General features: G+C 63.8%; 17 protein-coding genes. All 17 read right to left on the reverse strand.

What is annotated here, in order from left to right:
- Positions 1-25 precede the first annotated feature (25 nt).
- A complete protein-coding gene (locus G7A66_RS03510; RefSeq protein ID WP_174294468.1) occupies positions 26-805 on the reverse strand; it encodes a Bax inhibitor-1/YccA family protein in 780 nt (259 codons plus the stop codon).
- 111 nt (positions 806-916) lie between these two features.
- On the reverse strand, positions 917-1,726 hold the full coding sequence (locus G7A66_RS03515; RefSeq protein ID WP_332310479.1) for a pyrroline-5-carboxylate reductase family protein: 810 nt from the start codon (positions 1,724-1,726) through the stop codon (positions 917-919).
- A 17-nt stretch (positions 1,727-1,743) separates the two neighbouring features.
- Positions 1,744-2,250 (reverse strand): type III secretion system chaperone family protein, encoded by a 507-nt coding sequence (locus G7A66_RS03520; protein WP_174294331.1) that lies wholly within the window; start codon positions 2,248-2,250, stop codon positions 1,744-1,746.
- A gap of 147 nt (positions 2,251-2,397) precedes the next feature.
- Complete coding sequence (locus G7A66_RS03525; RefSeq protein ID WP_206675051.1) at positions 2,398-4,329, reverse strand: tetratricopeptide repeat protein; 1,932 nt, start codon at positions 4,327-4,329, stop codon at positions 2,398-2,400.
- A gap of 169 nt (positions 4,330-4,498) precedes the next feature.
- Positions 4,499-6,166 carry a cell division protein FtsZ gene (gene ftsZ, locus G7A66_RS03530; protein ID WP_174294333.1) on the reverse strand — a complete coding sequence of 556 codons (1,668 nt, stop codon included), beginning with the start codon at positions 6,164-6,166 and terminating at the stop codon, positions 4,499-4,501.
- 160 nt (positions 6,167-6,326) lie between these two features.
- Complete coding sequence (gene ftsA, locus G7A66_RS03535) at positions 6,327-7,616, reverse strand: cell division protein FtsA (RefSeq protein WP_174294334.1); 1,290 nt, start codon at positions 7,614-7,616, stop codon at positions 6,327-6,329.
- Positions 7,616-8,524, reverse strand: a complete 909-nt coding sequence (locus tag G7A66_RS03540; RefSeq protein ID WP_174294335.1) for a cell division protein FtsQ/DivIB — start codon at positions 8,522-8,524, stop codon at positions 7,616-7,618. The genes ftsA and G7A66_RS03540 overlap by 1 nt, the downstream gene beginning before the upstream one ends.
- The gene (locus G7A66_RS03545) at positions 8,517-9,497 is read right to left on the reverse strand and encodes a D-alanine--D-alanine ligase (protein ID WP_174294336.1); all 981 of its coding nucleotides are present in this window, start codon (positions 9,495-9,497) and stop codon (positions 8,517-8,519) included. The genes G7A66_RS03540 and G7A66_RS03545 overlap by 8 nt, the downstream gene beginning before the upstream one ends.
- A gap of 25 nt (positions 9,498-9,522) precedes the next feature.
- Entirely contained in the window at positions 9,523-10,449 is a 927-nt protein-coding gene (gene murB, locus G7A66_RS03550; protein WP_232366619.1) for a UDP-N-acetylmuramate dehydrogenase, read from the reverse strand.
- Entirely contained in the window at positions 10,446-11,879 is a 1,434-nt protein-coding gene (gene murC / locus G7A66_RS03555) for a UDP-N-acetylmuramate--L-alanine ligase (protein WP_174294337.1), read from the reverse strand. The genes murB and murC overlap by 4 nt, the downstream gene beginning before the upstream one ends.
- Positions 11,876-13,075, reverse strand: a complete 1,200-nt coding sequence (murG, locus tag G7A66_RS03560) for an undecaprenyldiphospho-muramoylpentapeptide beta-N-acetylglucosaminyltransferase (protein WP_174294338.1) — start codon at positions 13,073-13,075, stop codon at positions 11,876-11,878. Before murG ends, murC begins: the two co-directional genes overlap by 4 nt.
- Positions 13,072-14,226 carry an FtsW/RodA/SpoVE family cell cycle protein gene (locus G7A66_RS03565; protein WP_408609234.1) on the reverse strand — a complete coding sequence of 385 codons (1,155 nt, stop codon included), beginning with the start codon at positions 14,224-14,226 and terminating at the stop codon, positions 13,072-13,074. Before G7A66_RS03565 ends, murG begins: the two co-directional genes overlap by 4 nt.
- Before the next feature lie 80 nt (positions 14,227-14,306).
- Positions 14,307-15,701 (reverse strand): UDP-N-acetylmuramoyl-L-alanine--D-glutamate ligase, encoded by a 1,395-nt coding sequence (gene murD / locus G7A66_RS03570; RefSeq protein WP_174294340.1) that lies wholly within the window; start codon positions 15,699-15,701, stop codon positions 14,307-14,309.
- Positions 15,702-15,708: 7 nt separating this feature from the next.
- Positions 15,709-16,779 (reverse strand): phospho-N-acetylmuramoyl-pentapeptide-transferase, encoded by a 1,071-nt coding sequence (gene mraY / locus G7A66_RS03575; protein WP_174294341.1) that lies wholly within the window; start codon positions 16,777-16,779, stop codon positions 15,709-15,711.
- Positions 16,780-18,237 (reverse strand): UDP-N-acetylmuramoyl-tripeptide--D-alanyl-D-alanine ligase, encoded by a 1,458-nt coding sequence (locus G7A66_RS03580; protein ID WP_174294342.1) that lies wholly within the window; start codon positions 18,235-18,237, stop codon positions 16,780-16,782. It lies immediately after the preceding gene.
- Positions 18,234-19,694 (reverse strand): UDP-N-acetylmuramoyl-L-alanyl-D-glutamate--2,6-diaminopimelate ligase, encoded by a 1,461-nt coding sequence (locus G7A66_RS03585; protein WP_174294471.1) that lies wholly within the window; start codon positions 19,692-19,694, stop codon positions 18,234-18,236. The genes G7A66_RS03580 and G7A66_RS03585 overlap by 4 nt, the downstream gene beginning before the upstream one ends.
- The gene (locus tag G7A66_RS03590; RefSeq protein ID WP_174294472.1) at positions 19,694-21,403 is read right to left on the reverse strand and encodes a peptidoglycan D,D-transpeptidase FtsI family protein; all 1,710 of its coding nucleotides are present in this window, start codon (positions 21,401-21,403) and stop codon (positions 19,694-19,696) included. The genes G7A66_RS03585 and G7A66_RS03590 overlap by 1 nt, the downstream gene beginning before the upstream one ends.
- Position 21,404: the final 1 nt, after the last annotated feature.

Consider the following 21,404-nt stretch of genomic DNA (forward strand, 5'->3'; position numbering starts at 1 on the left):
GAAAAATCACCCGCCACGCAAAACCTTATTCGCGGCTGCCCATGAAACGCAGCAGGAACAGGAACATGTTGATGAAATCGAGATAGAGGGTGAGCGCACCCATCACGACCATCTTGCCGGTGCTGACGGCCTGCGCCGCACCGGGGTTGGTCACCATCATCTGCTGCACGGCCAGGTAGTCGTTCTTCAGGCGCTGCGTGTCATAAGCCGTGAGGCCCGCGAAAATCAGCACACCGAGGAAGCTGATCGCCAATTCCAGCGTTCCCGAACCCAGGAAGATGTTGATGATGCTGGCAATGATCAGGCCGATAACGCCCATGATCAGGAAACTACCCCAGGCCGAAATATCCTTCTTGGTGGTATAACCCCACAGGCTCAGACCCGCAAAGGCACCGGCCGTGGCGAAGAAAGTCGCGGCAATCGATTCACCCGTATAGACGAGGAAGATCGTCGAGAGCGACAGGCCCATGACGGTCGCAAACGCCCAGAACAGGCCCTGCAGCGTCGTCTTGCTGAACTTGTTGTAACCGGCGCCCATGGCAATCACGAAGCCGAGCGGTGCCAGCATGACGATCCAGCTGAGGATACCGCCACCCTGAAACAGGGTCGCGGCCAGGCCGGACTGTGCAAACAGCAGCGCCACGATGCCGGTAAGCAGGACACCCGATGCCATGTAGTTGTAAATCGAAAGCATGTGCTTCCGAAGGCCCGCGTCGAAGGTGGTACGACCGGTGACATCACCGGTCATCCCGGTGGTCGTGCCGAACCCCGTGCGCGTGCGCGGATTGTCGTTCCAATTCGCCATTTCGATCTCTACTCCATTGCCGGCAGTCTGTAGTCGTGCCGGTATGTCCGCAATATCGGCATTATTGCCGCGCAATTCAAGGAAAACCGGCGCGCGCGAACGGATTTCGCATTAACCCTCGGCAGCGGCTTGCGCAGCCATTTCCCCGCCCCTGTCGCGGGTTGCGCGCAAGGTCTTCGTCAGCAATTCGACAAGCGCATCGCGCTCGTCCAGCACGTCGAGGCCGCGCCGCGTCATGCCGTTAGGGCTGGCAACCGCATCCGCCAACTCTGCAGGCGGGCGATCCGCCTCGGCCGCGAGAGCGGCGGCGCCTTGAACCATGCCCAGCGCCAATCGTGCGGACAATTCAGGCTCCAGCCCGAGCCGCGCGCCAGCCTCCGAGAAGCCGTCGATCATGCGATAGACAAATGCCGGGCCGGAACCTGCCAGGGCTGTCGCGGCATCGTAATCGGCCTCTTCCGCAATCCATTCCGCACTGCCGAGAGCATCGGCAAAGGCGGTAACCTGCGCCCTTGTGTCGGCCTCCACCTCGCCCGCCAGCAGGATGGGCGTCAGGTTTAGCGAAACAGCAAGATTGGGCATGAACCGCACGACGGAACCAGCCTGCGGAAATGCTCCATGCAGCTGGCCCAGACCTATGCCGCCAAGGATGGACAGCACCGCCGTGCCCCGCGTGACCACCGGGCGCATTTCGGCAGCAAGCGCGCGAAGCAGTTGCGGCTTGAAGCCCAGGACCACGGCACCCGGCGCTTGCCTGGGCCATTCGGTCATTATCGACACGCCTTCGGGGACAGGCTTGCGACGGGGATTGTAGACCGAGAACGTTCCGGGGGCGTAGCCCGCGCGCAGCCAGCCAGTCAGCATCGCCTGAGTCATCGTGCCGAAGCCTGCGATCAGCACATGGCCAAACGGGTTCGGCACCGAGCCGCCGGCCACTTTCAGGCTTCGCCCATCGCATCGATCATCGTACTTTCCAGCGCCTCTTGCGGTGTCTTGTCGCCCCACAGCACGAACTGGAACGCCGGATAGAACCGGTCGCATTCCGAAACGGCGGTTTCGACCAGCGCCTGCGCCTGTCCGACGCTGAGCAATCCGTCATCACCCAGCATCGTGGCATGGCGATAGGCGACGATTCCGCCCGCGGACCAAACGTCGAAATGGCCGAGCCATACCTGCTCGTTCACCAGCGCCAGCAACTCGTGCGCCGCATGCAGGCGGGCATCGGATACGCGGATTTCCGGCATGCAAAGCAATTGCAGAACATTGTCTTCGCTGCGCCAGATCGCGCGCATCTGGTACTTCGTCCATGCGCCTTGGATCTCGCCGGACATTTCCTCGTCACTCAGCGCATCGAATGCCCATCCGCGCGCTTCGAACAGGGCCGACAGCATGTCGACCGGCGCGGCATCTTCGCCCCGAGGGGCGGTATCTTCTATATCGGTCATCACGGGCAATGTTCCATTCGTCTCATGCCAACGGGATGCATCTTACCATCGATCCGGCGCAATACTGCCCCCCCGCTGCTTCTGGGGACAAGTCGGCTGTCCTGTTCAAAGCCTGTGCACAAGCCAGGTTCCCCCAGCAGGTATCGCTCAGCCGAGCGGCTCGACGACCTCGCCCGCGCGGCTGGTGAACACAAAGCTGTCGACATCTTCCGCCTTAAGCGCGGTCACCAGTTCCTGCGCGGCAGAGCGTGAAGCCAGCGGCCCAGCGAGGAGCCGGTTCGCATCGTTCCATTCCGCGAGATGGCCCTTCTGGTCCGCCAGCAGATCGCCGGCCTTTCGGCTGATCCGGCGCCAGTCGAAAGCCAGAGCATCGCGATCGCGCCCGGTCGCCACCTGCACCCAGATGCGACTGGGATGAGCGGGAGGCGGCGGAGTCTCTGCCACAGGCGCCGCCGGGCGCGGTTCAGCCCGCCGTATTTCGCGCGGGGGATCGATCGCCGTGATGTCGATGCCGCCGACAGGCGCCGCAACAGGAGTGAGCGCGAAAGCCGCGAAAGCATCTTCGACACTGGCCGGTTCGGGCAGGTCTGGAGCGGAGGTCGCTCTGCCCGATGCTGTGGCGGCAGGTCCTGCGCTGGCGACAATGACCGGCATGGCTGCGGCGGTCGTATCCGATGGGCTCGGCACATTTTCCGCCGCAGGTTCGGCAAGCGCTATCACCGGGCGGGCAGCTTGTGACTGCACCAAAGCAGTGTCCTGGAGTGGCGTGGGTGTCCCTGCCTGATTGGTTACCAATGCAGGTAGTTCGCCAGTGGCCGTTGCGACACCGCTGCTCGTGTTCTGCACAGCCGGTTCAGGAACTTCGATCCGCACGCCGGCAAGCTGCGCGGCAGGCACCTGCGCCGGAGCCGGTGAGGCAGTCTGCACCGGCTTCTGCACCGGCGGCGACGTGCGACCCGTACCTGAAGCGCGGGACAGAGGGTCTGACGCGGATCGCCGATTCGACCGCGCCTGGCGAGCAGCGATACGGGCGCGCCGTCTGGCTTCCGCATCGTCGCGCGGCGCCTGCGAGCCCGCGCTAGCATTGGCTGAACGCGAGACCCTGCGCGTAGTCGCTTGGCCGGGGTTTGGTTCGGTCGCCGGAGCGGTCCGCGCAGAAGACCCGCCGAGCGGCGGTCCGGAAGGCGCCAGACGCGAACCGCTGCCGATCGATTGCACGGTGTTCTGAGTGGGCGTCAATGCAGAGAGCGCAGCGTTGGCAGAATATTGCGCGATACGGGGATCGTCGCGGCCGATCTGCGCCGCTCGCGGGAAGATGCCGAGATTGCCTGCCGCGGCCTGCTGCGCGCGCGTCAGGCGCGGCATATAGCGCAGGTAAGGGACGATCTTGTCCGACAGGTGCCCAGGCATCACCGCCTCGGCAATTGCGACGGCTTCCTCTTCATCGCCCAATATGGCGAGGCCGAAAGCCCGAACCCGGTAGGCGCCGAAGTCACGATTGTTCAGCAGCGGCAGAAGCGTCTGCTCGAACCCTTCGCGATTTCCCGCTATAGCCTGGCTGAGGGCGAGTCTCCGCTGCATTTCGGCATCACCGCCGCTGCTTATCGCGCTGCGATACTGCGCCTGTGCGCTCACATTGTCCCCGACGAGGTCGTAGGCAAGGCCGCGGTCACCGGCGAGTGCAGCCGTGGATGCACCGGCAGCTTCCGCTTCGGAGAACAGGCGCAGCGCCTCCAGCGGGCGATCCGACCTCAGGAAAGCACCCGCCAGCCCAACCTTTATTCGCGGATTGCCGGGCGACAGATCTTCGGCCCGCCCAAAAAAGCCTATGGCCGCATCGATATCGCCTAATTGCAGCGAAGCCGTTCCTGCATCGATCAAGGCGTCGAGATCGCGCGTATCGCGGGCAAGCCGACGCAGGGCAGTCTGCAAATCGGCAACTGCAGGGGACGGCAGCGACTGTACCACGGGGCGCGACACGGTCTGCGCTGCGGCGGGTGCTGCCGGCAAGACAATTGCGCCGCCTGCCATCAGGGCTACGGCGATCCGCCCGGCGATCTCGCTTGTCGGCGACTTCATTCTGGCGGTCGAGATCAGGTAAAACTGTATTATCTGCTCCTGCATGGTCATCAGCCGTGCTCTCCATCGAAGAGGGCGCAGGGTGCCATTACAGCCTTAACCTGCACGGAACAGGATGCCGAAGCGCGGCGCGCCGGCGGAAAGCTGAGACCTTCCGCCGGTCATGCGATCACTGGTTGTTCTGACGCCCGAGGAAGCGCGGAATGCTGAGCGAAGACGCATCATCGTCATCATCGTCATCGTCCCTGCTCGAATCTGAACCCCGTGACAGATTGGCCATCCGCTCGAACAGCGTGCTGCCGCCGCCCGCACCTGCACGCGGTGCCTTTGCAGGCTGCTCGTCACCATCGCTGGACACGAGACCGCGGCGGCGGCCCGGGCTTTTCGCCTCGACCGGCCGGTCCTCTTCTGCAAGCCTGTCGGCATTCAGAAGAAGATCATTCTGGCTGCGGCGCGCATCGGCCAGATCGTTGCCTTCCGCTTCTTCGTCAACGGTCAGGTCAAGCGGTTCGTCATCGTCGCGGCTTCCTCCCGCCGATCCGACCACGCCCACACCGCTGCTGTCGGCAGGATTGGCGAGGCGACCGTCATCCTCATCGTCCGAAGCATTGCGAAGACCGGCGAGCGGATCGACAATATCATCGACGTCATCTTCGTCTTCGGCGTACTCTTCGTCGTCCTGATCGCCCTGCGGCTGGCCGGAGCCGTAATAAGCGCTATCGTCCGCATCGCTATAGATCGCTGGCTCCTCGGCTGGAACTTCTTCATCCTCGGCGGGAAGCTCCAGCACCGGACGCTTGGGAGCGCGGGACGCGCCCAGTGAGAAGTTGCGGTTTTCGCTCGAGGCAGTCGGAGCAGCGGAACGGTCGCCCGTCTGCTCGATGCCGGTCGCTACCACGGACACACGAATCTTGCCGTCGAGGTCGGGATTGAACGCCGAGCCCCAGATGATGTTGGCGTCTTCGTCGACCAGTTCGCGGATGTGATTAGCCGCTTCGTCCACCTCCAGCAGCTTCATGTCTTCGCCGCCGATGATGGAGATGATCACACCCTTGGCGCCTGCCATGCTCACACCGTCGAGCAGGGGGTTGGCAATGGCTCGTTCGGCTGCCTCGAGCGCACGGTTCTCGCCCTCGCCTTCGCCGGTACCCATCATCGCCTTGCCCATCTCCTCCATCACCGAACGAACGTCGGCGAAGTCGAGGTTGATGAGGCCTGGCATCACCATCAGATCGGTGATGGAGCGGACGCCCTGCTGCAGCACTTCGTCGGCAAGCTGGAACGCTTCCTTGAAGGTAGTTTCGGCCTTGGCGACCAGGAACAGATTCTGGTTCGGAATGACGATCAGCGTGTCGACATGCTTCTGCAATTCGTCGATGCCGGCCTCTGCTGCGCGCATGCGGCGAGTGCCCTCGAACAGGAACGGCTTGGTGACGACGCCGACGGTCAGCACACCTTTGCGCCGCGCCGCTTCCGCGATGACAGGAGCCGCGCCGGTGCCGGTGCCGCCGCCCATGCCCGCCGCGATGAAGCACATGTTCACGCCTTCGAGCGCATCCTCGATGTCGCCCACGGTTTCTTCGGCCGCCGCCTTGCCCACTTCCGGACGAGCGCCTGCGCCCAGCCCGCCGGTGATGTCGGGGCCAAGCTGGATCCGCTGTTCCGCAACGGCGTTGGTCAATGCCTGCGCATCGGTGTTCGCGACGATGAATTCGACGCCCTCGATCTCGGCCTGAATCATGTTGGCGATGGCATTGCCGCCCGCGCCGCCGACCCCGATAACGGTGATCTTGGGACGCATGTCGTCTACGGCAGCGGGTCCGATATTGATGCTCATTGTTCAGCTTCCCTCCGGGGAAATTCAGCGATGTGTGTTCTAGACCTGGACATTCGACGCGTCGGCGTCGGCGTTCTGGCACGTTCGCACCAAATTTGCACGGGCTGCAACGCGTTGTCCACAGTGGTTAACCGATGCTGGCGCATGGAACAGCGAAGCATCAGAAATATTCCCGCACTGCGCGTGCGACGCGCCCGATCAGCTTCATGCCGGTGTAGCGCGTCGTCTGCGTATCACGGTCGCCCAGCGTACGGATGTCGACCGGATCTTCCGATGCGTACAGGCAAAGCCCGGCGAGCGTCGAAAAGCCCGGTGCCGAATGGGCTTCTGGCAGGCCGCGAAGGGCAGGTGGCCGGCCGATCCGCACCGGGCGGCCAAGCGCTCCTTGCGCAAACTCGGCAAAGCCGGCCAGTTCCGCACCGCCGCCAGTCAGCACGACCTGTCCGCCTTTCGCACCTGTGAACCCCATGGCCTTGAGGCTGCGCCCGATCTGATCGGTAAGGCCCGACAATTGCTGCGTAACGACCGAGACCAGTTCTGCGCGCGGGATGCGGTTAGCGTCATCCGCCCCGCGCGCCATCGCGTTCGCATCGCCGGGCTGCCCGTCGCCCGGGCCATTTACCGACACCATTTCACGGTGATCGGTAGGGCTCGCAATTGCCGATCCCGCGACGCATTTCAGCCGTTCGGCCTGTGAGCGGCGGATGCCGAACGCGCTGGCGATCGCATCGGTAATGTCGCCGGAACCTGTCGGTATGGCCGTAAGTCCCAGCAGCATGCCGCCTGCATGGACCGATACGTTGGTCACCTCTCCGCCGATCTCGATCAGAGCGACGCCCAATTCGCGTTCCTCAGGCGTCAGGCAGGCGTGCCCGGTCGCGATCGGTGCTGCAACAACGGCTTCCACGCCAAGATGAGCGCTTTGCACCGCTTCCAGCAGATTGCGGACCGGCGCGCCGTCTGCCAGCATCACGTGAATATCGACGCCCAACCGTTCGGCATGCAGCCCTTTGGGGCTGGCCACGCCATGCACCCCGTCCAGCGTGTAATGAGCGGGCTGCGCATGCAGGACCTCGCGGCCGTCGGGCTGGATATTGTCCCGTGCGGCGAGAAGAAGATGCTCGATATCCTCCTCCTCGATCCGCCGCCCACCGATATCGACCTCGACCTTGGCGATCTGGCTGGCGAGTCCTGCGCCCGAACAGCCGACCCAGACGCTGCTGATGCTGGTTCCGGCATTGCGTTCTGCCCGTTCAACCGCGTCCCGGATGGCGTGGGTCGCGGCCGCCATGTCGGTGACATAGCCCCTCTTGATCCCTTCGCTGGCACGGTGGCCCGAACCCAGCACCACGAGGTCGCCCGTCTCCGAGACGCCCATGATCATGGCCGAGATGCGGAAGGAACCGATGTTTACGGCCCCGAAGACCCTGCTGATACGCGGTGTGCCCATCAGGGATTTTCCCGGCTTTCGAGCATTTCTTTCGCCCTGCCGGGTATGCGGCCATAGATGCGGTCGGGCACGCGCATGTCAAACGTGGCGATCTGCCCGCCCAGGAACCGGCGTGTCCCGTCCATGCGGGCGAAGGAGATCAGCGCCTTCGACGAAGCGTCTTCCCCCTGCGGCAGAGCCAGCACCTGGTTGGTCGAGAAGGTCAGGTTCCAGCGCCGGTTGCCGATCCATTCGGCATGGCTGACGCGCGATTTCAATGCAGGTGCGGCATTGAGCAGATCCGTCAGCGGGCCCACCTGCCGCTGGGCACCGGGGCCGGAAATGACCAGCATGCCCTTGCTCTGTTCGGCAGAGATCGATTCCAGCTCCGCCCCAGTCGGATCAATCAGCATCATCCGGTCCGCCCGGGCAAGCACCGCATGCGGCTTGCGTTCGACGATATCCACCACCAGCGTATCGGGAAGCTGCCGCGAGATGCGGGCATCCTTTACCCAGCTGAGATCGAGCATCTGAAGGCGCACGGCATCGAGGTCGACGAGCGGCATCGGCCGGTCGCGCTCGCCCAGCGCGCGCTCATAGACCTTGAGTTCATTCATGCGATCGACGCCGCTGACCTGCACGCGGCGCACCTCGAACCCCGCATCCCCCGCCACGCGGGCAATCTGCTGCGTCGCCATGGCGGGCACACCGGCGAGGTTGGCCACGAACCAGGCAAGCGCCACGGCCGCGCCGAGGATCACGGCAAGGAAAACGCGGTGCAGCTGGTCTTCGGTGAAGGGCAGCACCTGCATCACGGCGTCCATCGCACTGCCGGTCGTCGCCTTGGCGCGGCGTGCATTGGCGGCGCGGCTGGATGCCGCAGCGGCGCGCCTGACCCCCTTGCCCTTGCGCTTGATGCGTTCAGCCATCGCGGCGGCCTTCGCCATCTCTCGCGGAATGGAACCGCAGCGCTTCGGCGACGATCGCCTCAACCAGATCGGCATAGCTCATGCCGCAGAGCAGCGCCTGTTCCGGCACGAGGCTGAGCGGTGTCATGCCGGGCTGAGTATTTGTTTCCAGCACGAACAGACCGTCCTCGCCCTGTTCGTCATCCCATCGGAAATCGGTGCGGCTGGTGCCCCGGCAACCCAGCAGCCGGTGCGCCTGGGTGGCATATTGCAGGCACAAAGCCGTGATCTCGTCTGGCAGCTGGGCGGGGCAGACATGTTCGGTCATGCCATCGGTGTATTTGGCGGCGAAGTCGTAGAAACCCGCCTTCGGCTTCAATTCCGTGACGGCCAGCGCGCGCGGACCATCCGGGCCGTCGATGACGGCAGTCGTCAATTCGCGGCCTCTTATGAAGGGTTCGGCAAGCAGGGTCTCGAACTGCTGCCAAGGCCCTTCGGCATCGCTGGGGATCGGATCAGGATAGCGCCCGTCATCGGTCACGATAGCGACGCCGACGCTGGAACCTTCGTTGACGGGCTTCAGCACATAGGGACGCGGCAGCGGGTCGGAGTCGTGCAAATCGGCACTTTTGACCACGCGGCCACCCGGCATCGGAACGCCGTGGGGGACCAGCGCCTGCTTGGTCAGTTCCTTGTCGATCGCGATCACCGATGTCGCGAGCCCCGAATGGGTATAGGGAATGCCCATCAAGTCGAGCATGCCCTGCACCGTACCGTCTTCTCCGGGAACGCCGTGCAATGCATTGAAGACGACATCCGGCGATGCTTCGGCGATCCGGGCGGCAACGTCGCGGCCCATGTCGAGGCGGGTGACGCGATGGCCGCGTTCTTCCAGCGCGTCGGCCACGCCATTGCCGCTCATCAGCGACACTTCGCGCTCGTTCGCCCAGCCGCCCATCAGGACGCAGACATGCTGCTTCGCGAGTGTCGTCATGATGAAAGTTCCATGCCTGTCATGTTCAGGGCCGTCCCACCCGCTGGATTTCCCATTCGAGCGCGACGCCCAGTTTTTCGCGAACCTGATTGCGCACCGATTCGCCGAGGCCTTCTATATCGCTGCTGCTCGCATTGCCTGTGTTGATCAGGAAATTCGCATGTTTTTCGCTGACCTGTGCGCCGCCCAGAGTAAGACCGCGGCAGCCAGCCTTGTCCACCATCTGCCATGCCTTGCCCTCGGGCGGGTTCTTGAAGGTCGAGCCACCTGTCTTGGTGCGTAGCGGCTGGCTTTCCTCCCGCGCCTGCGCGATACGGTCCATCTCGGCACCGATCTCCTCCGGATCGCCAGGATGGCCGCGGAAGCGTGCCGCCGTGATGATTGCCCCCTCAGGCAGAGCGGAGTGCCGGTAGGAATAGCGCAGATCGTCCGCAGGCAGCGTGTGGCACTCCCCCTCCGGCATGACGACATCGCAATCCACGAGAATATCTGCCACTTCGCGGCCATAGGCACCGCCGTTCATGCGCACGAAGCCACCGACCGTCCCCGGAATGCCGCGCAGGAATTCCAGGCCGGCCACGCCCGCGTCACGCGCATTGGATGCGACAAGGATGCCGGCCGCTCCGCCCCCGCAACTGACCATGCATTCTTCGCCTACTTCCACCTGCGCGAAAGGTTTGCCAAGGCGGACGACCACGCCCGGAACGCCGCCGTCGCGGATGATGAGGTTGGACCCCAGCCCCAAAGCCATGACCGGCAGTTGCCCTTCCAGCCGGGTGAGGAACAGGCGCAAATCGTCCACGTCTGCAGGTTCGAACAGCCAGTCCGCCGATCCGCCGGACTTGAACCAGACCAGCTTGGCGAGCGGCGCGTTCGGGGTCAGTTCTCCTTTGATCCCATTCATCCAGACCGGCGGTTCGGGTTGGCGGTCATCCTGCATCGGCCGGCTCATGCCTGGTGCCTTTGGATGGCGTCGGCAAGTTCGGCCGCCCAGCGAGTAATGTCCCCGGCACCGAGGCAGACAACGATATCGCCGCCCTGCACCGTTTCGGCAAGGCTTGCAGCCAGTTCATCCATTTCTTCGATGGTGCGCGCCATACGGTGTCCGCGGTCCTTCAGGCCGGACACGAGCGCTTCGGCGCTGACACCTTCGACCGGATCTTCCCCGGCGGCATAGACAGGTGTGACATAGACGATGTCGGCATCATTGAACGCCGTCTGGAAGTCGTCCATCAGATCGCCGAGGCGCGAATAGCGATGCGGCTGCATTACCGCGATTACGCGGCCCGGCGTCCGGCCCGATGCAGCAGCCTCTCGCGCAGCGGATAGCACGGCGCGTATTTCCACCGGGTGGTGGGCATAATCATCGATAATGACAGCCTTGCTGCTGTCGGCCGCAACTTCCCCTACTTTTGTGAAGCGCCGCTTCACGCCGTCGAATTGCCCGAAACCATTGCAGATGATGTCGGTGCCGCAGCCCATCTCCAGCGCCACAGCCACCGCCGCCAGGGCGTTCTGCACATTATGCCTGCCCGGCATCGGCAAGCGGATGTTCTCGATACGGCGCAGCGAGCCGTCCCTTTCGCGCAACACGGCGTCGAAGATGTTGCCGGCATCGTCCGGACGGATGTTCTCGCCCCGCAGATCCGCCTGCGCTGAAAACCCGTAGGTAATCACGCGTCGGTCCCGGATCTTGGGGATGATGTTCTGCACCTCGGGATGATCGATGCACAGGATCGCCGCGCCGTAGAACGGTACATTTTCGATGAATTCGACGAATGCGTCCTTCACGGTATCGAAATCACCATAGTGGTCGAGATGCTCGGGATCGATATTGGTGACCACGGCGATCTGCCCATCCAGGCGGAGAAAACTGCCATCGCTCTCATCCGCCTCGACTACCATCCACTCGCTGTCGCCAAGGCGAGCGTTGGAGCCATATTGGTTGATGATCCCGCCGTTGATGACCGTCGGATCAATACCTCCGGCATCAAGCAGCGCCGCGATCATGCTGGTGGTTGTCGTCTTCCCATGTGTGCCTGCCACCGCAACCGTGCGCTTCAGCCGCATCAGTTCGGCAAGCATTTCGGCCCGGCGGACTACGGGAATGCGGTTTTCGAGCGCTGCCACGACTTCGGGGTTGGTCCGCTTCACCGCGGTAGAGGTCACGATGACGGCCGCATCGGCGACGTTCTCAGGCGCATGCCCAATAGAAACCCTTACTCCGCGCGCGCGCAGGCGCTCGACGCTCGGCCCTTCCGAAATGTCGGAGCCCTGGATGCTGTAACCGAGGTTATGCATGACCTCGGCAATGCCGGACATGCCGATGCCGCCGATCCCGACGAAATGTATCGTGCCGATGTCGGCTGCGACGCCTTTCACGATCCGGCCCCCTGCCGTGCTGTATCAGCCCGTCGTTTCGCGCCTTGCGCCTGACCGGGCTTTACGCGGATCACGTCCATCATGTCGGCTCCGCCAAAGCTTTCCACCAGATCGGCCAGATCCTCCGTCGCCTCGGGACGTCCGCAGTTCCAGGCGCCATGCGCGGCTGTCGCCAGGCTTTCGGGATAATGCGCCAGTGCGTTGATCTGCTTCGCCAGTTCTTTCGCCGTAAAGCGCTGCTGGCGGATCGCCCGCGCGCCGCCCTTCGACACCATCTCGCGCGTGTTCGCAGCCTGGTGATCGTCGGTGGCGATCGGCAGCGGGATGAGTATCGCAGGTCGGCCCACCGCTGTCAGTTCCGCAATCGTTGAAGCGCCCGCCCGTCCGATAAAGATGTGGGTGTCGGCCAGTCTTGCCTGCATATCTTCAAAATAGGTGCCCAGCTCGGCGGGTATGTCGTGGGCGAGATAGCGTTCGCGAACGGCTCCGATGTCTTCCGGACGGCATTGCTGCGTAACCTGCAGCCTCGCGCGCAAGGCGGGCGCCAGCATGGCCAGCCCGTCGGGAACCACCTCCGAAAGAATGCGCGCGCCTTGGCTGCCGCCCGTCACCAGCACCCGCAACGGGCTGTCCTGCGTGAAAGCGGGATAGGGTTCGTCCCGCAGGGCCAGAACCTCGGCGCGGACCGGATTGCCGACGAGATGCGCCTTGCCTGCGTGCCCAGGCTTCAGGCGCTCGATTTCGGGATAGGCAGTGGCGATCGCGGCGACCTTGCCGGCAAAGAGCCGATTTACACGCCCCAGAACGGCATTCTGTTCATGCACGATGCTGGGTATGCCGGCCTTTTCCGCGGCGAGCAGCGCGGGCAGGGATGGATATCCGCCGAAGCCAACGACGGCGCTCGGCTGAAAGGTTTCGAACAGTCGTAGCGCCATGTTCCGTCCCTGCATCACCGAGCGTGCGCCGCGCAGCCACTGCAGCGGGTTCTTGCCGAAACGGCCGGCTGGCAGCACATGAGCAGGCAGGAAATCGGGTTTGCCGGGAATCTCGGCGCCCCTGCTGTCGGTAATCAACGCGACATGGTGGCCGCGCGCCTCCAGTTCCGCAGCCAAGGCGAAAGCAGGCAGCAGGTGCCCGCCCGTACCACCGGCGGCAAGAACGAAATGGCGATTCGAACCGGGTAGCTGGCCGGTCATGTCCGTGGCCCTCCGCTGGCCGATCTACGGGTCATCAGCGCGCCCAGCCCCGGCGTATCGCGCCTCAGAAAGGGATTGCGCCTCGTGATGGCCAGGAGCAGGCCGACGCCCAGACATACCGCGATAGTGGACGATCCGCCATAGCTTACCAGCGGCAAGGTCATGCCCTTGGACGGGAAAAGCTGCAAATTCACCAGCATGTTGATGAAGGCCTGGCCGCCGACCTGCGCGGCAAGGCCAGCAGCGGCAAGAACGGTGAACAGATCCTCTTCATCCACGAGGCGCGTCAGCACGCGAAAGATGATGGCGAGATACAGGATCACGATAATCGCGCAGACGATCAGCCCGAATTCTTCGCCGATGACGGAGAAAATATAGTCGGTGTGCGCTTCCGGCAGGTTCATCTTCCGGACCCCAAGCCAGAAGCCGCTGCCGGTCCAGCCCCCCGCAAGCAGGGTGCGTTCCGCCAGATCGACCTGGTCGAATGCGGTTCCGCCGCCGAGGAAATCGTCGATGCGATGCCTCGCATTGTCGTAAAGGAAGTAGGTCGCCGTCAAGGCTGCGGCGCCTGCTGCCGAAAGTACGCCGATCAGGCTGAGCGACACGCCCGATAACAGGAGCATCACGAACCACACCCCGGCGAACAGCATCGTGTCGCCAAGGTTGGGCTGCATCATCAACAAGCCGCCGACCACGCCCATGAGGCCGCTGATGACCCACATGACCGGCAGGTTCCGGTCCTTTAGCTGCCACGACAGGATCCAGGCGAGTGCAATCGCGAATGCCGGTTTCAGGAATTCGGATGGCTGGAACCCGACGCCCAGATTGATCCAGCGCCGCGCGCCGTTCACTTCCGTTCCAATGAAGGGAACCAGCACCAGCAGGGCAATCATCGCTCCGGCAAGAACGATGCCGAGCCGCCGGGCCGCGCAACGCGACAGCATGGATGCGCCGATCATCACGGCGAGGCCGAGCAGTTGCCAGCGCAGATGCGCCCAGTAGAAGAACAGATCTGGCAGCGTGGTGTCCGATGTGGATAGGCGCCGGGCACTGGCGGGCGAAGCCGCAGCCACTGCCGCCGTTCCGATGACCATCAGAATGAGAACGAGGGCGAGCAGCACCCTGTCGATCTCGCGCCACCAGATCCGCATCGCATTGCGCCTGGATGTTCGGTGTGTATGCCTCGCCGCGCTGCGATCCGAACTGCGGGGCATGTAGGGTTGAACGATGCTCATTGGTTTCGCACTTCCAAGCCAGAGATGCTGGCGCTGCCCGCTTCCAGCTTGTTGCCGGTCAGCACTTCGACCACCGTTCGAAAATGGTCGCCGCGCTTTTCATAGTCGCGGAACTGGTCGAAACTGGCGCAAGCGGGAGAGAGCAGGATGACATCTCCTGCCCGCGCCGATCCCAGCGCGCGGCGGGTCGCCTCGCAGATCATCTCCGACGGTTCGACCGGAACACTACCCTGCAGCAATTCTGCAAAGCGCGGGCCGCTTTCCCCGACAGTATAGGCGCAGGCGACATTGGCAAGGTATTGCGCGCATTCCCCAAGGCCGTCTTCCTTCGGAAGCCCGCCAACGATCCAGTGTATGCGCGGCGTGCCGCCGTGGATTGCCTCGTCCGGAGGGAAGGCGGCCAGCGCCGGGGCCGCAGAGGCCGGGTTGGTCGCTTTGCTGTCGTTTACGAACAGGATGCCGCGATATTCGCCGAGCCGTTCCATCCGGTGCGCAAGGCCACCGAAACTTACGAGAGCCGGTGCCCACTCGACCTCCTGCACTCCGAGTTCGGTGACGATGGCGATGGCTGCCGCTGCATTCTCGAGATTGTGCGGTCCCTGCAGCGAAGGCCAAAGGTGCTGCCGCTCAGAATATCGGGCGGTGTCGATCGATCGCACCCGGTCGGCTCCGCGCCGGTCTTGCGCCGCATCCCTGAAGGCGCGGGTCAGCGGATCGCCGGTTCCAAAGATCGCGAGCTGGCCCGAACCCTGCATCGCGAACAACCGGCTCTTGGCGAAGGCATAAGCTTCCAGCCCGTCATACCGGTCGAGATGGTCGGGCGAGATATTCAGCAGAGCAGCAACTTCGCAGGCGAGCGAGCGCGTGAGATCGATCTGGTAGCTGGACAGTTCCATCACATAGACCCCCACACCACTCTTGTTCGGCTCGAGCGGGTCTGCCGCGAGAATCGGCAGGCCGATATTGCCGCCCATGCGAACCGGCCTTCCGGCCTCTCGCAGGATGTGTGTGACAAGTCCGGTCGTCGTCGATTTGCCATTGGTGCCGGTAATCCCCACCACCTGATGCGGCGGCAATTCCGCACGGGCCTGTGCGAACAGTTCGATGTCGCCGATGATCGGCACGCCGAATTGCCGCGCCCGGTCTGCTATGGGATGCGAATTGAGAGGGACGCCCGGCGATACCACAATCGCATCAAAGCCGGTCAGATCGCAGGTGAGCGGGTCCGCGACCTGCGCCCGGCCGGTGAAGGCTTCGCGCGGTTCGTCCTGCCGGTCCCAGACGGTGACCTTCGCGCCGCTGGCGATGAGGCTTTCCGCCGCCGCCGCGCCGGACCGTGCGAGGCCGAGTACCGCGTAACTTCTGCCAGCGAATACGGCGGAGGTGATCATCGCCCGCTCACCGCAGCTTCAGCGTTGCCAGACCCATGAGCGCGAGCACGATGGAGATGATCCAGAACCGGATGACGACGGTCGATTCCTTCCAGCCCAATTGCTCGAAATGGTGGTGGATGGGTGCCATGAGGAAGATACGCCGACCGGTTCGCTTGAACCAGAACACCTGGATGATCACCGACAGCGCCTCGATCACGAACAGCCCGCCGACGATCCCCAGCACGATTTCGTGGTGACTTGCAACCGCGATCGCGCCGAGCGCTCCGCCCAGCGCCAGGCTGCCGGTGTCGCCCATGAAAACGGCGGCAGGCGGCGCATTGAACCAGAGGAAGGCGAGGCCCGCACCCATGATGGCGGCACAGAAGATCGCGAGCTCCCCCGCGCCCGGCACATGCGGGATGCCGAGGTAGCTGGAGTAATCGACGCGCCCGACAAGGTAGCAGATGATGGCGAAGGTACCGGCCGCAATGATGACCGGCATCGTCGCCAACCCGTCCAGCCCATCGGTCAGGTTGACCGCATTGCCCGCGCCCACGATGACGAAGGCAGCGAACACGTAATAGATAAAGCCCATTTCTACTCCAAGGTTGGAGAAGAAGGGGACATACAGGAACGTGTTGATCTGGCTGACGATGATCCACGATGCGACACCCGCAACCGCGAACTCCAGCAGCAGCCGCACCCGGCCCGACACCCCGCGGTGGCTCTTCTTCGTGATCTTATCGTAATCGTCGATGAAGCCGATCAGGCCAAAGCCGACAGTGACGGCGAGGCAGGCCCAGATGAAGGGATTGCGCAGATCCATCCAGATGATCAGCGACAGCATAAGCGAAACCAGCATCATCAGCCCGCCCATCGTCGGCGTGCCGACCTTGGCAAGATGGCTTTGCGGTCCGTCCGCACGGATGGGCTGGCCCTTGCCCTGGCGGACGCGCAGCATCAGGATGAAGCGCGGTCCGATGATGAGGCCAATGAACAGTGCGGTGACCAGCGTCGCCCCTGCGCGTGCGGTCTGATATCTGACGAGGTTGAAGACCCCCTCGAAGTTCATCCATTCGGCAAGCAGATAAAGCATTCAGCCTTCCCTGGTCGTGAAATGGGCAACCACCTTGCCGAGCCCGACCGAATTCGATCCCTTCACCAGAACGGCATCGCCGGCGGTTATCCCGTAATCCTCCAGCGCCGCGATGGCAGCCTGGGGATCATCGCAATGGGCGAAGTGAAGCCCGGCTGCAAGCGCACCCCCGTCACCTTTCCCCAAGCTGCGTGCAAGGCTGCGCATTTCCTCGCCCACGAGAATGGCGAAATCGATTTTCGCTTCGGCCAGCGGTTCGGCAAGATCGGCATGGAAGCGCGGCGCGAAGTCGCCAAGTTCCTTCATAGCGCCAAGGACTGCGATGCGGCGAGTGGCCGGCGTTTGTCCCAACGCGCGCAAGGTCGCCCGCATCGACGCCGGATTGGCGTTGTAGCTTTCGTCGATCATCAGCGCGTGACCGCCCGGAGCAGCCAACCGATGACGCGCGCCCCGCCCTTTCAGCCCGCCCATTTCAGCAAGGGCCAGCCCGGCAGCCCCCAGATCACCGCCCGCGGCGCGAACTGCGGCCATGACGCAAAGCGCATTGGAGATCCAGTGATCGCCGGGTTCGGCGACCGAGAAGCAGACCCGCGTGTCGCCCATGTCCGCCGTAACCAGCGACCCACCATTGGCAGAAGGGATCGCGTCCAGCAGCCGCACATCGGCCTCGGCCGAGCGCCCGAAGGAAACCAGCTTGATGCCCGCCTTTGCGGCGTGATCGGCAAGACGTTTGAAATGCGGGCTGTCGGCGGGCACGATGGCCGTTCCGCCTTCGACAACACCGCCGAAAATTTCCGCCTTGGCATCGGCAATAGCCTCTTCGCTGCCCAGATTCTCGATATGAGCCGGAGCGATGGTGGTAATCACCGCCACATGCGGCCGGACGTGATCGGCCAGTTGCGCCATCTCGCCGGCATGGTTCATGCCCATCTCGAAAATGCCGAAACGGCTGCGCGCAGGCATTCTGGCCAGCGACAGCGGAACGCCGACATGATTGTTGTAACTGCGAACAGAGCGATGCGCCTCGCCCCTGCTCGACCGGTCGAGGCCTGCAAAGATCGCTTCCTTCACGCCGGTCTTGCCGACCGAGCCGGTCACCCCGATCCTGACGGCGCTTGTGCGTGCCAGCGCCGCGCGGCCAAGCGCATGAAGCGCAGCCGTGGTATCTTCTACCAGAACGTGCGGCTGCGGAATGGGGCGATCTGTGATCGCGGCGGCTGCCCCGTTAGAAAATGCGGTTTCGATGAAGCGGTGGCCGTCCATGGCCTCCCCCTTCAAGGCGATGAACAGATCGCCGCCCCGAACGTCGCGGCTGTCCATTTCCACGCCAGAAACCTGGAAGGCCGCGCTGGCCCGACCGCCGGTCACACGAGCGATTTCATCGCTGCTCCACAAGGCGGTTGGCAGGGCATCGGCCTGAATTACCGGCCATTGCCTAAGGGCATTACGGGCGCTCATCGGGCAGCCTCCTCACGCGAAACGGTTACATCGTCGAAGGCGAGCACGCGCATGTTCTCGCCCGCTCCAACTATCTGGCCCTGTTCATGGCCCTTGCCTGCGACAAGGACGATATCGTCGCGCCGCGCCGCGGAAACGGCGGCAGCGATGGCCTGGCGGCGGTCGGCGATTTCCCATCTCTCCGCCTTCTGCCCGGCAGCGCCCGCCATGATCGACCGGCGAATTGCAGCCGCATCCTCGCCTCTCGGGTTATCGTCTGTCACGATGATCATGTCAGAAAGCTCGGCAGCGACGCGGCCCATCGGTTCGCGTTTGCCCATGTCGCGGTCGCCGCCAGCGCCGAGGACAGTAATCAGCCGCCCTTCAACATGCGGCCGAAGAGCCTGCATCGCTGCCTCCAGAGCATCCGGTGTATGCGCGTAATCCACGTAGACCGGTGCACCTTGCTGCGTGATGACGGCGCGCTCCAGGCGCCCACGCACCGGCTGCAGCCTGCCCATCGCATCGAACACCTGCGAGGCTTGCCCGCCCGTCGCGAGCACTAGAGCCGCCGCCACCATTGCGTTCTGTGCCTGATAGGCACCGATCAGCGGCAGACGGACAATCCTTTCCGCGCCCTCATGCTGCAGGGTCAGTTCCTGCCCGAGCTGCGTAGCATCGCGCTTGACGAGGCGAATGAATTCGCCCTGCTCGCCCACGGTCAACACCCGTAACCCACGGGTGGTGCCAGCTTCGGCCACTCGGGCCATCCATTCGCTGCCGTCGAGATGCACGACCAGCGTGCCGTCACCGTCCAGTACCTCGTCCACCAGCCGCAGCTTGGCGGAGAAATAATCCTCCATATCAGCGTGATAATCGAGGTGATCGCGGCTGAAATTGGTGAAGGCTGCGGCTTTCACCGATAGCCCTTCATTACGATATTGCGACAGGCCGTGGCTCGACGCTTCATAGGCGACATGGGTGACGCCTTCGCGGGCGAGCCCCGCCATATTCGACAGGAAGGTGACGATGTCCGGGGTGGTCAGGCCGGTGGCGACGCTCTCGTCCGGCGTGGTGACGCCCAGAGTACCAATAGAGGCCGCGCGCTCGCCCGCCATGCGCCACAATTGCCGCGTCATTTCGACGGTCGAGGTCTTGCCGTTGGTACCGGTGACCGCGACGATTGTGTCAGGCACGGGTGTGAAGAACTTCGCCGCCAGCTGCGCGAAGAGGCGGCGCGGCTGTTCGTCTACTATGTGCAGCGCACCTTCGACCCGCGCCTGCGGTCTGGCGACCACCGCGATGGCGCCTGCGCTGACCGCCGCTGCTATGAAGTCCTCTCCATTGACAGTGCTGCCCCGAAACGCACCAAAAACCGTTCCCGGCGCGACCTTGCGATGATCGATGGCAAAGCCTGTTACCGTCGCGTCGGCATTGTCGCTGCCGCCCGCCGAAGGGTGGATCGCGCGCAGTTTCATCATGCACCCCCGCCGACAAGCGGCTCGAGATCGCTCATGTCCACGTCCCTCGTATCATCCGGCCGCACGCCAAGGATGGGTCCGATGCGGGGAACCAGACGCCCAACGATGGGTGCCGCATTCCATGCCGCCGTTCTCTGGAACGAGCTGGCTGTCGTGCCCTTGGGTTCGTCCAGCATGGCGATGATGACATAGCGCGGACGATCCATCGGAAACGCAGCGGCAAAGGTCGAAACCAGCGACGAACGGCGATAGCCGCCCGCGCCCGGCTTTTCGGCAGAACCGGTCTTTCCGCCCACCCGGAAGCCCGGCGCATCGGCATTGCGGCCGGTACCATACACCGCGATCATCCGCAGCAATTGCCTCATGCGGGAAGAGGTGCTCGATTTGAAGACGCGCGTGCCTCTGGGCGCTTCACCGGGCTTGATACGGTGCATGGTCGCGGGCCGGAAAATGCCGCCGTTGACCATCGCCGCATAGGCACTGGCCAGGTGCAGCGGCGTCACCGCGATTCCGTGGCCATAGCTGACGGTCATGTTACGAAGGCGCGGCCATTTCTCGCCCGGCCAGATCGGGAACCCGCGCGCGGGCAGTTCGATGGCGGGGCGATCGTTCATGCCGAGATCCATCATCACCCGGCGCATCCGTTCCGGCCCCAGTTCATCGGCGATGCGCGCCGTTACGGTGTTGGAGGAGTGGATCAGCGTTTCGGGCACGTTCAACGTATCGCCAAGGAAGTGGCTGTCCTTCAGGCTGAACCTGCCGACCTTTACCGGATGCGCGTTGTACCGCTTACCGAAATCGCGCACCACGCCGGCATCGATGGCCGCCGCCACGGTCAGCGGCTTGAAGGTGGAGCCGAGTTCGTAGACCTGGTTCGTCACCCGGTTGAACATGTATTTTTCGCCATCGGCGTCGATGCGGTTCGGGTCGAATTCCGGCAGGGAAGCCAGGGCGAGCACTTCGCCCGTATCGACATCGAGCACGATGCCGGCCGCGCCCATCGCGTTGGTCGACAGCATGCCGCGGCGAAGCTCGTCTTCCAGCGCACCCTGTGCGCGCATATCGATGGAAAGGGCGCTGGGCGTTGCACGCCGGGCGGGGTCGCTCAGTTGGTCATCGAGCACCTGTTCCATGCCGACGCGGCCTTTGCCGTCGGCAGCGACATAGCCGAGCACGTGAGCTGCCATCGTACCCTGCGGATAATGCCGGTCGTTTTCCTTCGGCATTTCGAGTGCGAGTTCACCCAGCGCCTGAACCTTGTTCGCCTGTTCGGGAAGAACGCGGCGGCGCAGATAGCCCGCCTTGCCGCTGGCGAGACGTGCCGCAACATCGGCCTCGTCCATTTCGGGGAAGATCTGCTTCAACTGCGCGGCCACGCTCGCCGCGTCCTGCACCAGCGGCGAACCGGTGTCGCCCAAGGCTTCAGGATTGAACCACAGGGCATAAGCGGGAAAGGCGCGGGCCAGCGGCACGCCATTACGATCGGTGATCTCACCGCGCGATGGCAGCAGCGCCTCTTCGAGAGAGGTCGTGCGGGTGGTCCGGTCGGACAAGCCCAGAAAGCCGATCCGCGCGACTGCAGCAAGGGCGATGACGACGAACATGGCTGCCACCAGCAGCACCCGCAGCCGCGCAACTGCCAGCGTCCGCTGGCGAAAATCGACCAACTGTGCCCGGCCGGACGAGATTGCCGTGCTGTAGGTCATG

Origin of the sequence: Alteripontixanthobacter muriae, from assembly GCF_013336795.1 — a bacterium.
In the GTDB taxonomy this organism is placed as follows: domain Bacteria; phylum Pseudomonadota; class Alphaproteobacteria; order Sphingomonadales; family Sphingomonadaceae; genus Pseudopontixanthobacter; species Pseudopontixanthobacter muriae.

Bases quoted from the DNA above. Each gene is read 5' to 3' on its own strand.
- G7A66_RS03510 (WP_174294468.1), bottom strand. From the start codon at position 805: ATGGCGAATTGGAACGACAATCCGCGCACGCGCACGGGGTTCGGCACG.
- G7A66_RS03520 (WP_174294331.1), bottom strand. From the start codon at position 2,250: ATGACCGATATAGAAGATACCGCCCCTCGGGGCGAAGATGCCGCGCCG.
- G7A66_RS03525 (WP_206675051.1), bottom strand. From the start codon at position 4,329: ATGAAGTCGCCGACAAGCGAGATCGCCGGGCGGATCGCCGTAGCCCTG.
- ftsZ (WP_174294333.1), bottom strand. From the start codon at position 6,166: ATGAGCATCAATATCGGACCCGCTGCCGTAGACGACATGCGTCCCAAG.
- ftsA (WP_174294334.1), bottom strand. From the start codon at position 7,616: ATGGGCACACCGCGTATCAGCAGGGTCTTCGGGGCCGTAAACATCGGT.
- G7A66_RS03540 (WP_174294335.1), bottom strand. From the start codon at position 8,524: ATGGCTGAACGCATCAAGCGCAAGGGCAAGGGGGTCAGGCGCGCCGCT.
- G7A66_RS03545 (WP_174294336.1), bottom strand. From the start codon at position 9,497: ATGACGACACTCGCGAAGCAGCATGTCTGCGTCCTGATGGGCGGCTGG.
- murB (WP_232366619.1), bottom strand. From the start codon at position 10,449: ATGAGCCGGCCGATGCAGGATGACCGCCAACCCGAACCGCCGGTCTGG.
- murG (WP_174294338.1), bottom strand. From the start codon at position 13,075: ATGACCGGCCAGCTACCCGGTTCGAATCGCCATTTCGTTCTTGCCGCC.
- G7A66_RS03565 (WP_408609234.1), bottom strand. From the start codon at position 14,226: ATGCGGATCTGGTGGCGCGAGATCGACAGGGTGCTGCTCGCCCTCGTT.
- murD (WP_174294340.1), bottom strand. From the start codon at position 15,701: ATGATCACCTCCGCCGTATTCGCTGGCAGAAGTTACGCGGTACTCGGC.
- mraY (WP_174294341.1), bottom strand. From the start codon at position 16,779: ATGCTTTATCTGCTTGCCGAATGGATGAACTTCGAGGGGGTCTTCAAC.
- G7A66_RS03580 (WP_174294342.1), bottom strand. From the start codon at position 18,237: ATGAGCGCCCGTAATGCCCTTAGGCAATGGCCGGTAATTCAGGCCGAT.
- G7A66_RS03585 (WP_174294471.1), bottom strand. From the start codon at position 19,694: ATGAAACTGCGCGCGATCCACCCTTCGGCGGGCGGCAGCGACAATGCC.
- G7A66_RS03590 (WP_174294472.1), bottom strand. From the start codon at position 21,403: ATGACCTACAGCACGGCAATCTCGTCCGGCCGGGCACAGTTGGTCGAT.